This window comes from Clostridium sp. D43t1_170807_H7 (genome assembly GCF_015555905.1).
In the GTDB taxonomy this organism is placed as follows: Bacteria; Bacillota; Clostridia; order Clostridiales; family Clostridiaceae; genus Clostridium.
This window is the reverse complement of sequence record NZ_JADNLK010000028.1, coordinates 1-14,198: the sequence shown is the minus strand read 5'-3', so window position 1 is coordinate 14,198 and position 14,198 is coordinate 1. Positions and strand designations below refer to the sequence as shown.

Genomic DNA, 14,198 nt, shown 5'->3' with positions numbered 1-14,198 from the left:
CTAAACATTTTAAATTATTCAAGTAAATCTGTAGTCCAATTTAATCCTTGAAGCTTAGTATCTATTAATCTATATTCTTTAGATAAACTATCCACCTCAGCTTGCTTTTCAGCTACATTCACTGTACTTAATATTTTTATTTCTTTATTAGAATATCTATCTATTTTCTCAGATGCTGTATTTACGAAGCTTCTTAAAACAGATAATTTTAAACCTATAGCGTCTCTTTTTGCAATTATATCTGCAATACTTTCATTTCCTATATATGTTGAACTATTAGTTTTATTTATTGCCTTTATAAGTTTTTCAAGTTCTATAATATTATTATCTAATTCTTTTAAAAGCATTACTGGATCTTCTGATGGAGTATCACCTTCTTGAACCTTTGCATTCCTAATAAGTCTATCTTTAAGTGCTGCAATTCTTTTTTGTAAATCTGCCCTTAAATTTAATGCTTCAGCTAACTTCATAATTTATCTCCTCTCTAAATATTTATAAATTATTGCTATTACAACTTTTTTCCTATTCAATCTCTACTTTATTAAATTTTATTTCATAATAAATTATGATGAATATATTTTATCATAAATTTAAAAATATTATAGAATATTTAAGTTACATCATTTACAGAAACTTCTTTACCTTTAAAGACTATAACCAGCTTTTTAATATTAGTTATACCTCTACTTAAAAGCTCTGTCTCATATTTCTTATCTTCTATTTGCTTTTTACCTTCTTCTATTAATTGATATATTGATTTTTTATTAGTTCTTCTAGCTTTTTTAAATTCTATAATAATTCCAGGTTTACTTATATCCTTTGGAATTACCATTACATCATATCTTCCGTAACCTGATTCCTTATTTGATAAAACATAGTGTGTATTACTTAAAGCTACTAACATTCCTAAAACAAAGCTATGATATACCCTCTCTGGTTCTTCTCCTGAAACATCAAAATAACTTAATGACCGTTCTACATACTCTATAAATATTTCTTCAAATACTTCATAATCAAAATTAATTAGTGCCTTTAACATTTCGCTATACTCTGCTGCAATATAACTTTCATTAGCCCAATCTTCAATCATCTTTTCATACATAAATCTAACTTCTATATTAGGAATAGCTAAACTATAATAAATTCTATTATTTTCTCTTCGCTTACCAACTACCTTCAAGTAACCTGATAACAATAAAAAGCTCCAAATATTATTTTCATTAGCCTCTACATCTGCCATAATAATATTTTCATCAATAGTAGTTTCTATAGTATTGCCTCTAAGTAATTCCTCAAAAGACTTCTTTAAACCTTCGCTACCTTTAGCTAATATTGTTTTTATTATCTTATTTTCTGAAGTGTTTACCCAATATGGCATAAATTCTTTCTTTATATCTTTTAAGTATGAAAGAGTTGACCATGGATTATAGATTACTGTATCTCCAAAAATATATCCATTATACCATCTTTTAAACTCATCTCTTTCTTCTATTACATTAAAATAACTTAATATCTTTTCAATTTCTTCCTCAGTAAAACCAAATTTATCACTATATTGTTCATTTAATATAGTACATACTTTTAAATTATTTAATCCTGAAAAAATACTCTCTCTTGCTACTCTAAGTATTCCTGTTAATACTGCTTTTTCCAAATATATATTATCCTTTAGCGTATTTGAAAGAAAGTTTCTCATAAAAGCTACTGTTTCATCATAGATGCCAGAAAAATAACTATGTTGAATAGGAGTATCATACTCATCTACTAAAACTATAGCCTTTTGACCATGATATTCATATAAATACTTACATAGATTTTTCAAAGCCATTTCTAATTCTGCTTTTGTACCTCTTCTATTAATTATTTTATTAAAGTAATCTTTATCCACTTCAAAGCTTAAAGTTTTATACATATAATAATGCTTTTTATATATTTCAGATACAAAAAAACTTAGTTTAGCTTGAAAATCTTGAAAATTGTCATGTTTTTCATCTTTAAATGTTAAATATATTGTAGGATATAGCCCTTGCTTTTTCATTATATCCTCTTCTTTTTCTATAAGAAGGTTATTAAAAAGATATCTTCTATCTTCATCACATCTCTCAACAAAATATCTTATCATAGATAAATTTAAAGTCTTTCCAAAACGTCTTGGTCTTGGAATTAATAATATTTGAGCTGAGTCATCTAAAACTTCTTTTATTAATAAACTCTTATCAACAAAATACCTGTTATCATCAATTAATGTTTTAAAATCACTATTTCCTAAAGCTATTTTTTTCATCCTTACACCTTCTTTCTTTGCAGCATGTCTATTCTCATTATTCTAGTTATTAGTATATCATATTTTCTACTACCTAAACATGTTTGCTTATAAAGCAAGATAAGTTAAAAGCCCAAGAGCCTTAACTCTTGAGCTAAATATTTATATAACTATTTTCCTTACTGAACTATAAGTTCATTTATATTAACATTCTTTATCTGTCTAGAAATAATATAAGAGAAAATAAAGAAGGCTACTGTTATTATTAGTATTGGCAATAATAACGTTATAATTGTATATTCTGTTTTAAAATTACTTATTCCTGAAAACCTCAATAACGTACTCATTATAAAATCATTTATTGACATATTAAAAATTATACCTAAAACTGAGCCTAATAATGAAATTAAAAGAAATCTTAATGCAAATGAAATTCTTAAATTTTTTATTGTAAATCCAATAGACTTATATATAGCAAGCTGTTTTCTTTCATTTATAAACATACGACCACACAACATAATGGCTACTACTAAGATAAATAAAATAGATATTACATAAATAATTATATTAATTATTTTTACTCCTAATTTTACAATGTCAATGATGGAGTCATTTGTTCTAGCCTTAGCTTCTATACTATCACCAAACTTTTTATTTAAAGTTTTCACTATATCCTCTAACGCACTTTTATCTTCTAAAATATACTCTCTATATGGTGATTGAAATTCTGGTTCAAAACTTCTAATGCCCTCTACATTCATTCCAAAAATATTTCCTAAATCATTTACACACTGATATATTCCTACAATTAAAAAATCTTTTTTTATATCTTTATAAGTAATTTCAACTGTATCTCCTATATTTTTGCCTAAATAATCAGCTACAATTTCAGTAACAATAATTTCATTATCATACTTTGGTATACGTCCATCTATAATACTTTCATAATAACTAGGTTTTTCTAGTATTTGTCCTAATACTTCTTCACCATCTATTGTAAAATACCTATTTACTAAACCAAAGCTCTCTTTCACCTTTATCTCTTTATTTAAAAATTCTTCAACCTCTTCTACTAAATCAGTAGAGTTATACTTTATAGACAAGTCTGAATCTATGGAGCCAAACATTTTAATTAATGATTCATCATCTATAGAATTATTTAAAGCTGTAACAGTAATCATAAAAAATACCAATATAGAAATTATTAATGTAGCGCTAAAATATTGTTTTTTATTTGATATTATTTGACGAAAAGCAATTCTAGATAGTAACCCTCTTTTTTCAATATTTACATTTATAGCACTATTAAAATAGAAATCTTCTTTTCCGCCTGATATAGCACATACTGGAGATATCCTAGATATTTTTCTTGTTTTAATAATTATAAATATTGTTGAAATTGTAATTATAAATATTAAAAATACTATTAATTCAAAAATAGCTATTTTATTTGAAGCTAAAAGTCCCGTTAATGATAAAAATACTTTATTTAAATAAGGAATAAAAAATAAACTTCCTATTATCCCCAAAATAATTCCTATACCTTCAGCTAAAAAATATTGATATAAAAAATACATTCGTAAAGCTCTCTTTGTAAAGCCTTGAGACTTTAAAATCCCTAAATTAACGTAATCCATCTCAATAGTGCTTGTTATACTATGTCCCATAACTATTAATGTAGCAATAAATAAAATAATTATAAAAACATACATTATACCACTTATTAAATTTACAAACATGCTTGTATAATTTATAGATTGTTCTTTACTTAAAGATGAAAAGGCTAGGTCAATTATTTTAGTACTATTATTTACTTCTTTTTTAAATTGCCCCATAGACATATCATTGCCTTTATCTTTATCTATACAAACTATATTCCATCCTATTAATACATTCTCATCTGAAATACTACTGTCATCACTTTCTATATATCTTTTTTTATACAAATTATTAAAATCATTATTATTTATAAAAACCATTTTAATACTAATGGAACTTGTACCCATTAATGGTTCTTCAATAAATGCTTTTATTGAAAAAGTTTTTGATTCTTCATTAAAACTTAAAGTAATTTTATCTCCGATTTCACATTCATATAAATCAACAAAGCTAATTGGCACATAAATTTCTCCCTCTTCTAAAGGTAATGGATCTTTAACAAATTTATTTAAAGAATCATCATAAACCTTAAAAGGATGCTTATCTGGAGCATACTCAGTAAAAAATACATTACTTCTTTCTACTGTCCCATTTATATTTATACCCCCTGCCACTGAATTAATTACATCTACCTTTTCTACAATATCCATATTATTAACACTATTTATTAATTCATCTGAAGTATTTAAATCATTAATAATTACATTTAAATCTCCAATATTAAAATCATTTAAGGCTTCATTTGCTCTATTTGATATATTTTTATTTACATTTATCATACTAATAAAAGAAATAGAAACTATAAATGTAAGAATAATAATACTGATAAAGATTGCTTTTTTCTTTCTAAAATTAGCTTTCATTAATAGAAGTAACTCCATTTAATTCACCTCCTACCAAGCCATAGAAGAAAGCCATGCATTAACTTGAGCTTCTCTACTTTTTATATCTTGTTCAGTAAAAGGTGATAAAGTTAATTCTCCACATATTCTACCATCTTCAATATATAAAATACGATTTCCTCTTATGGCACTATTCAAATCATGTGTCACCATAACTATACTTTGTTTATTCATATTAACTTTTGTTAGTAAGTCTAAAACTGTGTTAGTATTATTTCTATTTAAGGCTCCTGTTGGCTCATCAGCAAAAATAATCGATGGTTCATTTATTAAAGCTCTTGCTATAGCTGCCCTTTGTTGTTCTCCACCTGAAACTTGAGATGGTAACCTTTTTTTAGCTCCTTTTAAATTCATAGTTTCAATTAATCTTTCTGCCCTTTTCTTCACTTCATTTGCAGACTTGTTTTTATTTAAAAAACCTGGAACTACAATATTTTCAAATAAAGTTAAATTACTTACTAAATGACTTTGTTGAAAAACAAAACTAAATTCACCACATCTTAAAGCAGTTAACTCTTTTTCATTATAATTAGAAATTACTTCATTCTTATATTTGATTTCACCACATGTTAATTTATCCATTCCACTTAAAGAATATAATAATGTTGATTTACCTGATCCTGATGGGCCCATTATAACTGTAAAATCCCCTTCATAAATTTCTAAATCAATATTATTTAACACATGGTTTTGCTCTCCATCATTAGCAAAGCTTTTACATAAATTCTTAGTTTTTAATATAACACTCTTCATATTTTTCTCTCCTTTTTAAACTTTCTAATCTAACTATAACAATTAATTTATTAAGAAATCTTTAAGAGATTTTATCTATTAATGGAATTATTAATCTTACTTCTAATCCATCTTTAAAAGAATTTATATAAACATTGCCATTAAACTGTTCCATTATATATTTAACTATATATAAACCTAGCCCTGCTCCCTGCTCTTTTCCAACATTTTTTCCACGATAAAATTTTTCAAAAATAAAAGGCATGTCCTCATCTGATATTCCTTTTCCATAATCACGTATTATAAGTATGTAATCTTTTAAACTCTTTTCTACCTTTATTTCTACTTTCGAACCTTTTGCATATTTTAAAGAATTATTTATAATATTCTCTAGCACCTGTTCAAATCTTTTAGTATCAATTAAAAGATTTGCATCTGGAATGTCATCATTAATAAAAACATTATCTTTATCACATAGTAACCCATTTAAATATTCAATTATTATTGGCTTTATAGATACCTCTACTAAATTCATCTTTAACTTACCTAAATCCGCTAAAGAGTGTAAAAATATATCATTTGTTAAAGCTGTAACTTCATCACATTTTTTTATTATTATATTAATATATTTTTGTCGTTTTAAAGGATTAGAAGCTAAATTTGCCTGTAACCCCTCTGTATATGCTCTTATAGATGCTATTGGTGTTTTAATATCATGAGATAAAGTAGCAATAACAGTTTTATTATTTTCTATTGCTTCCTTTTCACAGGTTCTTGCTTTTATAATTTCTCTTCTCATGCGATCAAAAGCCCAAGTAAACTCTCCAAATAAATTATTTCTCTCGTAATTAAGCTTTAAATCTAAATTACCCTTAGCTACCTCTTCTGCATATTCTTCCATTCTCTCAAAAGGTTTAATAATAGCATAATATATATACCCCAATAAACTTATCATTAAAAATAAAAATATTATAAGTCCATATACTACATAATAATTATTGCTTGTTTCTTTTATGTTATTAGTAATAACCTCTTCTAAATTATCTATTTTATTATAAAATTCCTTTTCCTCTATACCTAATAATTCACTTTCTTTCCTTATTTCATTTATGTCAATTATTACTCTTCTTTTTTCACTATCTAAAGTATCTTTATTATCAAAATTAAAAAAAACTACTGTTAACACCACTAATATAATAATGTAAAGAAAGATAATATTTAATAATTTTTTCTTCATATTATGTCTCCTTTTCATCATCACATAGTGAATAACCTATACCCCATATTGTTTTTAAGTATTGAGGGTTACTTGGGTTGTCCTCTAATTTTTCTCTAAGCCCTCTAATATGAACAGCTACCGTAGAAATTTCCACCTCACTATATATTCCCCAAACATCTCTTAATATAACTTCCTTTTGTAATGGCTTGTTTTTATTTTTAGCCATATAAAGTAATAAATCGTACTCCTTTAAAGATAATGAAACTTCATCCCCCCTTTTATAGATCTTTCTATTACCCTCATCTATTTCAATATCATTAAAAACATATTTTTTTCCTTCTTCATTAAATCCATAGGTTCTTCTTATTAATGCATTAACTCTAGATAATAACTCCTTTAAGGAAAATGGCTTAGGAATATAATCATCACCACCTATATCAAGGCCTATAATCCTATCATCCTCTGATGTTCGTGCACTTGAAAATATTATTGGTACTGTAGACATAGTTCTTAATTCAGCACAAATTTCAAATCCACATTCTTTGGCTAAGTTTACGTCTAATATTATTAGATGTATAACATTATTTTTTAATATTTCATATCCACTTTTGCTATTTGTAACACAGCTTACTTCATATCCATAAGCTTCTAGCATATCTTTCATAATATCTGATAATATTTCGTCATCATCTATGATTAATATATGTTTATTGACCATTTTCAACCCCTCCATTTCTAATTTATTTTAACATATTATTCTATATATTACATTTATATCTTATACATCATCGCAATATATATTTTTTATCATATAAATAAGAAATACACCTACAACATTAATTGCAAGTGTACTTATCTTACTTATACAATAATTAAATTTTATTTAAACTAAATAATCTTATAGAATTCTTATACATAATATTATCGTAGTCTTCTTTACTTATCATATCTTTTAAATCATTAAAATATTGTTGAGGTAATTTAGCTATATATAAAATTAGTTAATTGATCATACTTAACAATTTAACTTTTTAGCTTCTAATATCATAATAAATTCTGCTGTAACTAATACAAAATCTAATTGTGCCACATAATCATCTTTTTCTATTCTAATATCATGTAAGCAAATCATAGAAAAAAAATAGTAGTATTCTATTAAAACAGAATACTACTATCTCTTGTAATTTTATCCAATAACTAAATATTAAATTGTTCTTTATAATTATAGATTAAATTCTATAAATATATTCAAAAAGCCAAATTTCTTTATTATTAAGCTACTACTCCTGAGATTTTAAAATTTTATTTAAAAATCTCAACTGATCTATCTAATATTTTTGTAAAATAAGCTATAACCATTCCATAGTTAGTTATAGGTACATTTTTTTCTTTACATGCATTTATTTTGTTAAGTACACTTTTTCTATTTACCATACATGCACCACAGTGAATTATTAAATCATACTCTTCAACATTTTCTTTAAAATCATATCCAACCATATATTCAATATTTAAATCTCCACCAGCTATTTTTCTTAGCATATTAGGTATTTTAACTCTACCTATATCTTCATGTGATACATTATGTGAGCAGCTTTCACATATTAATACTTTATCATTTGGCTTTAAAGTATCTAGCTTTTTTGTTCCTTTTAGAAACTCATTAAGCTCACCTTTTTGTCTAGCAAATAATATTGAAAAACTAGTAAGTTTTAAATCTTTAGGTACTATACTTTCCACTTCTTTAAAGGCTTGAGAATCAGTTATAACTAAATCTACATCCTTTATTTCTTCAAGAGCTTCTTTAAGCTCAGTATCTCTTACAACGTAAGTCTTTATACCATGGTCTAAGCAATCTCTTATAACTTGAACTTGTGGAAGAATTATTCTTCCCTTTGGTGCTTCACTATCAATTGGTACTACTAAAATTACTTTAGAGCCGTATTCTAGTAAGTCACCAACAAGTGATTTTTCTTCCTCCCCATTTTCTAGATGTTTTATTATTTCACTTTTAAGTTCATCAATTCCTTTGTTATCCTTAGCAGATACAGAAACATATGACTTAAAGTTTTTAACTAAAGTATCTAGTTCTTCTTTACTTACAGTATCTATTTTATTTATAACTACAACGTGATTCACATTATATTTAGCTAGTTGTCTCTTCCAAGTTTTATAAGTATCTAAATCAGCATTTCCTGCATCAATTACATATAAGGCAAAATCAAGTCTTCTTAAAACTTCATAACTTTTCTTAATTCTTACAGCTCCAAGTTCTGTTTTATCTTCAAGACCTGCTGTATCAATTAATAATACTGGTCCAAATGGGATAAGTTCCATAGCCTTTTGAACAGGGTCTGTTGTAGTACCTTCTACATTTGATACCAATGATATTTCTTGACCTAAAATACTATTCATAAGAGATGATTTACCACTATTAGTATTCCCATATATCCCTATATGCTTTCTATTTGAATTTGGAGTAATATTCATACTTCCCTCCTATAAGTAAAAGTCTCTTTCACCTTTTTTCATATTTTCTAAGTTTGCTTTAGTCATATTTTTTATATCCTCTCTTTGGATATTTTCAACTTCAGCATCTATCACTTCTAAAGCTTTATCATATAACTCTTTATCACCATAATCTAAAGTAAATTCAAGTAGTGTCATAATTGCATTAGGCTCGCAAACGTATTTTATATTTCCTGATTTAGCTAGGGCCATAAATCTGTCCCCAGTTCTTCCTTTTCTATAACAAGCTGTACAATAGCTTGGTATATATCCATCTTCTAATAACTCTTTTAATATTTCTATTGGGCTTCTTTCATCATTAGTTTTAAATTGTTTTACTTCTAAACCTTCTTCTCTTTGTTTATATCCACCAACCCCTGTAGATGAACCAGCAGATATTTGGCTTACACCATATTTAAGTAATTCTCTTCTCATTTCTGGTGTTTCTCTAGTTGAAAGTATAAGTCCAGTAAAAGGTACTGCAATTCTTAGTATTGCAACTACTTTCTTAAACATTTTATCATCTAATAAATATGGATAGTTTTCAAGAGTCACTCCCTTAGCAGGTTGAAGTCTTGGCACTGATATAGTGTGGAAGCCTACTCCATACTTTTCTTCTAAATGAGTATTATGCATCATAAGAGCTAATACTTCAAATCTAGGGTCAGCAAGACCAAATAATACACCTGCACCTACATCATCTATTCCAGCTTCCATAGCTCTATCAAAAGCAGTTAAATGATAATCATAATCTCCTTTTAAAGATTTTGGATGCATTTTTTCATAAGATTCTTTATGATATGTTTCTTGAAATAATATATATGTACCTATTCCTTTTTCATGTAATTTTTTATAGTTTTCAACAGTAGTAGCTGCTATATTTACATTAACTCTTCTGATTTCTCCATTTTCATTTTGAGTTTTATATATTGTGTCCAAGCATTCTAATGCATAATCTATAGGAGCATTTACAGGGTCTTCACCTAGTTCTAGTGCTAATCTTTTATGTCCCATCTTTTCTAGAATTCGCACTTCTTCTGCAACTTCATCCATAGTTAATTTTCTTCTTTCAAATTTGTTATCTCTCTTGTATCCACAATATACACAATTATTTACACAATAATCACTAACATATAAAGGTGCAAATACTACTATTCTTTTTCCGTATATATCTTTTTTTATTTCACCAGCTAATTTGTATATTTCCGCTAAATCACTTTTATCTTCAGTTTGAAGTAATATAGCTATATCTTTATATGATAGACCATCTCTTTTTTTAGCTTTTTCTAGAATTCCCTTAATTTCCTCATTACTTGGATTCTTAGTTTCTTCTAATATTTTGTATATAAGATCATGATTTATGAACATAACTATTCTCCTTTTATCAAAATTTACTTTTTATATAATATTCCTTTACTATATAGCTGTTTTTACTATGTTACTTTAATATTAATTAAAATATAAAATTTATTCAAAATCAGGATTATCTCCTCTTGCAACAACTAGCTCAAATCCAGATTCTCTAAGTTTTTTTTCTATTTCATTTCTATACTCTGCATCTTCATCTAATATAAATGCTTTATTATTATATAAAGAATATTTTTTTCTAACTGCCATTGGTGATAAGTTAGGCATTATAACATTTGCTCCTGCTCTTAAACCTTCAGTTCTTCCATTGCTATCTATACTTGCAAGTGCTGTAGTTGCAGGTAATAACACCTTTGGTAATAATAATCTTGTTATTGCAAGTAAAATTACAGTTTTTTCTGTAGTACCTGCTGTACAATCTCTAAGTGGTGTATCTTTATGAGGAATAAATGGACCTATACCACACATTGCAGGTTCTAATTCTTTTACAAATCTTAAATCATTTACCAAATCCTCATTAGTTTGATTTGGTAGTCCTACCATGAACCCTGCTCCAGCTTGGAATCCTATTTCCTTTAAATCTCTTAAGCAACGTCTTCTCTCTTCAAACGATTCAGTGTTATGTATAAATTCATAAAGACTTTTAGTTGCACTTTCATGTCTAAGTAAAAATCTATCTGCTCCAGCTTCGTATAATTTTTTATAAGACTCGTAACTTCTTTCTCCAATAGATAGTGTTAGTGCATTATCTGGAAACTCTTTTTTTATAGCTTTTATAATTTCAACCATTTTTTCATCTGTATAGAAAGCATCTTCTCCACCTTGTAAAACAGTTGTCTTATATCCTAATTCATCTCCTCTTCTAACGCACTCTAGTATATCATCTATATCTAATCTATATCTTTCTGCATTTTTATTACTTCTTCTAAGTCCACAATATCTACAATCTTTTTTGCAGTAACTACTAATCTCTATTAATCCTCTAACAAATACTGTATTTTTAAAATATCTATATCTTGTTTCGTAAGCTTTATCTATAAGAAATTTTTTACTATTCTCATCTATATTATCTAACAAATATAATAATTCTTCTCTTGATGCATCATTAGTATCATATAGCTTTTGTATTATCTCCTTAACATCCATTTTTATCACCTCTATCTCTATACAATAAATTTATTACTTAACTTATGTATATTTTAAATATTTTTTGCAATTTACTATTTTTTAATTATGAAACTATTAATATACTATTTTTTTATATAAATAGGCTGTCCTAAATTCATTTATATTTAGGACAGCTTATTAAAAATTATTAACTTATGTAAAGTTTATTATCTCATATCAAGATTTTTTATTCTTCATCAAGTCCTAACATGTGCTTTTTAGAACTATATGATGTATGTAAAAGCTCATGTGCCACGTGTGATAATGGCTCTCCGTAGAATTCATCATATACAGCTATTATATCTGGATTTTGATAACTACTCTTTATTTTTAATTCTACATCTTTACCATATAACCCCTCTATACGGCTAAGTCTTATTTTATCATTTATTACTTTTGTAGTTTTAGGTTGTCCACCTCCACCGATGCAACCACCTTTACAAGCCATTACTTCTACAAAGTCATATTTAACTTCATCATTTTTTATCTTTTCAATTAATGTTCTTGCATGAGCTGTTCCTTGTACTACAGCTAATTTTAAGCTAACATCACCTATAGTTATAGAAGCTTCTTTTACTCCTTCTAAACCTCTTACTGGTTCAAATTTTAAAAGTTCTTCTGTTGGGTCTTCTCCTGTTATTGAGTGATATGCAGTTCTAATAGCAGCTTCTGTAACACCACCACTATTACCAAATATAACTCCAGCACCACTACCTAAACCTAACATATTATCAAATTTAGAACCTTCTAAGTTGCCAAAGTCTATTCCTTCTTCTTTTATCCACTTAGCTAACTCTTTAGTAGTTATTATGATGTCGTTATCTCTTAAACCTTCTATATCATTAAACATAGCTGAATCATTCATTTCAGGTCTATCTATCTCAAACTTTTTAGCAGTACATGGTGTTATTGTAACATTTACTATTCTTCTTGGATCAATACCTGCTTTCTTAGCAAAGTAAGTTTTTATAGTTGCTCCTTGCATACCTATTGGACTTTTAGCTGTTGATAAGTTGTTTAATAATTCTGGATAGAATGTTTCTACAAATGTAACCCATCCTGGACAACAACTTGTAAATTGAGGTATATTTTCATTTTTCTCAACTATTCTTTTTACAAGCTCATTTGCTTCTTCCATTATAGTCATATCAGCTCCAAAAGTAATGTCGAATACATAGTCTCCACCTAACTTTCTAAGAGCATGTACCATTTTATCTTCTACATATGAACCTGCATCCATTTGGAATTCTTCACCTAAAGCAACACGAACTGCTGGTGCTGTACTGAATATTACTATTTTATCTTCATCAGCTAAAGCTTCTTTTACTCTGTCTATATCTTCTACTTGAGTTATAGCTCCTACTGGACATGCTTGAGCACATTGTGCACAATTAATACATATTGCTATGTCATTAGTTTTTTCTAAACTGAAGAAGTTAGCAACTCCTATTTCCTTTTCACATACACGCTTACATAAACCACATTTTATACACTTGTCGTAGTCTATTTTTATAGCTTTATTGTCCGCTTCTATTGGTACAACTTTTTCTGTAAATAAATGTTTCATCTTTAGTACTCCTTATATGTATATATTTTTTGTAATAGTACAAGGTTGTCTCAAAATATTAAATAACTATATTATATTGTGAACAACTGGTAATTATTCATTGGGTTAGCTACTAATTATTATTTAATATTAAATTTCGTACACCCGCTTACTTATTATAATCCAACTTGAGCATTCTTTAAATAGATTATTTAAATATATTAAATTTTATAGGCTTTGTTTTAAAATAATGTGGAAATGAGTATAACATAAAAGGATGTCCACTTGGACATACTTTTGAATCGCAACATATTAAAATTGTTAATTAATAGATGTGATAAGTTACAGTCTATTTTCAACTAGAATATCTTTATTTCGTTGGACTGATTTTAAAAGATAAAGTAAATAGATTAAAGCTGTTATTAAAATAATACCTATACATATATAGTTATATAAAGGCTCTATGTTAATTGAAAGCACACTAGCAGAATTAAAACAAAAATGAAATATTATTCCTGGGATGATAGATTGTGTATTAACAAATAATACACTAAGTAAAATTCCTATTAAAGTAGCAATTACTATTTGAATAATTTGGTCAATACTTGTATATCCATTAAGCAGGTTAATTATATGACCAAACCCAAATGTTGCACCAGATATTAATATTGCAGTTTTAGTAGTTTTATCTTTCTCAAGGGATTTAAACAATAACCCTCTAAATAATAATTCTTCTAAAAAAGCCACTAACATCATAAAGGATATAGCTAAGATTATATTATTAAAACTAATAGTTCTATCAAAGAAAAACACACCGTTTGCCAACACTATTAC

Annotated in this window: 11 protein-coding genes; all 11 read right to left on the bottom strand. The window is 26.8% G+C overall.

Features of this window, described 5'->3' with window-relative positions; all coding sequences use genetic code 11:
* Positions 1–14: 14 nt before the first annotated feature.
* Complete coding sequence (locus I2E98_RS13695; RefSeq protein WP_195469453.1) at positions 15–470, bottom strand: DIP1984 family protein; 456 nt, start codon at positions 468–470, stop codon at positions 15–17.
* Between the two features lie 140 nt (positions 471–610).
* On the bottom strand, positions 611–2,284 hold the full coding sequence (locus tag I2E98_RS13690; RefSeq protein WP_195469452.1) for an AAA family ATPase: 1,674 nt from the start codon (positions 2,282–2,284) through the stop codon (positions 611–613).
* Positions 2,285–2,442: 158 nt separating this feature from the next.
* A complete protein-coding gene (locus tag I2E98_RS13685) occupies positions 2,443–4,803 on the bottom strand; it encodes an ABC transporter permease (protein WP_195469451.1) in 2,361 nt (786 codons plus the stop codon).
* A 12-nt stretch (positions 4,804–4,815) separates the two neighbouring features.
* On the bottom strand, positions 4,816–5,577 hold the full coding sequence (locus I2E98_RS13680) for an ABC transporter ATP-binding protein (protein WP_195469450.1): 762 nt from the start codon (positions 5,575–5,577) through the stop codon (positions 4,816–4,818).
* A gap of 61 nt (positions 5,578–5,638) precedes the next feature.
* Complete coding sequence (locus I2E98_RS13675; RefSeq protein WP_195469449.1) at positions 5,639–6,793, bottom strand: HAMP domain-containing sensor histidine kinase; 1,155 nt, start codon at positions 6,791–6,793, stop codon at positions 5,639–5,641.
* Position 6,794: 1 nt separating this feature from the next.
* On the bottom strand, positions 6,795–7,493 hold the full coding sequence (locus tag I2E98_RS13670) for a response regulator transcription factor (protein WP_195469448.1): 699 nt from the start codon (positions 7,491–7,493) through the stop codon (positions 6,795–6,797).
* 584 nt (positions 7,494–8,077) lie between these two features.
* On the bottom strand, positions 8,078–9,265 hold the full coding sequence (gene hydF / locus I2E98_RS13660; RefSeq protein ID WP_195469446.1) for a [FeFe] hydrogenase H-cluster maturation GTPase HydF: 1,188 nt from the start codon (positions 9,263–9,265) through the stop codon (positions 8,078–8,080).
* A 9-nt stretch (positions 9,266–9,274) separates the two neighbouring features.
* The gene (hydG, locus tag I2E98_RS13655; RefSeq protein ID WP_195469445.1) at positions 9,275–10,651 is read right to left on the bottom strand and encodes a [FeFe] hydrogenase H-cluster radical SAM maturase HydG; all 1,377 of its coding nucleotides are present in this window, start codon (positions 10,649–10,651) and stop codon (positions 9,275–9,277) included.
* Between the two features lie 99 nt (positions 10,652–10,750).
* Complete coding sequence (hydE, locus tag I2E98_RS13650; protein ID WP_195469444.1) at positions 10,751–11,797, bottom strand: [FeFe] hydrogenase H-cluster radical SAM maturase HydE; 1,047 nt, start codon at positions 11,795–11,797, stop codon at positions 10,751–10,753.
* A gap of 208 nt (positions 11,798–12,005) precedes the next feature.
* Positions 12,006–13,385: a [FeFe] hydrogenase, group A gene (locus I2E98_RS13645; protein ID WP_195469443.1), complete on the bottom strand. Its 1,380-nt coding sequence runs from the start codon at positions 13,383–13,385 to the stop codon at positions 12,006–12,008.
* Positions 13,386–13,706: 321 nt separating this feature from the next.
* A partial coding sequence (locus tag I2E98_RS13640; protein ID WP_195469442.1) for a CPBP family intramembrane glutamic endopeptidase occupies positions 13,707–14,198 on the bottom strand: 492 nt, incomplete at its 5' end.

Excerpts from the sequence above, each read along its gene's own strand:
- I2E98_RS13695 (WP_195469453.1), bottom strand. The coding sequence starts at position 470 with ATGAAGTTAGCTGAAGCATTAAATTTAAGGGCAGATTTACAAAAAAGA.
- I2E98_RS13690 (WP_195469452.1), bottom strand. The coding sequence starts at position 2,284 with ATGAAAAAAATAGCTTTAGGAAATAGTGATTTTAAAACATTAATTGAT.
- I2E98_RS13685 (WP_195469451.1), bottom strand. The coding sequence starts at position 4,803 with ATGGAGTTACTTCTATTAATGAAAGCTAATTTTAGAAAGAAAAAAGCA.
- I2E98_RS13680 (WP_195469450.1), bottom strand. The coding sequence starts at position 5,577 with ATGAAGAGTGTTATATTAAAAACTAAGAATTTATGTAAAAGCTTTGCT.
- I2E98_RS13675 (WP_195469449.1), bottom strand. The coding sequence starts at position 6,793 with ATGAAGAAAAAATTATTAAATATTATCTTTCTTTACATTATTATATTA.
- I2E98_RS13670 (WP_195469448.1), bottom strand. The coding sequence starts at position 7,493 with ATGGTCAATAAACATATATTAATCATAGATGATGACGAAATATTATCA.
- hydF (WP_195469446.1), bottom strand. The coding sequence starts at position 9,265 with ATGAATATTACTCCAAATTCAAATAGAAAGCATATAGGGATATATGGG.
- hydG (WP_195469445.1), bottom strand. The coding sequence starts at position 10,651 with ATGTTCATAAATCATGATCTTATATACAAAATATTAGAAGAAACTAAG.
- hydE (WP_195469444.1), bottom strand. The coding sequence starts at position 11,797 with ATGGATGTTAAGGAGATAATACAAAAGCTATATGATACTAATGATGCA.
- I2E98_RS13645 (WP_195469443.1), bottom strand. The coding sequence starts at position 13,385 with ATGAAACATTTATTTACAGAAAAAGTTGTACCAATAGAAGCGGACAAT.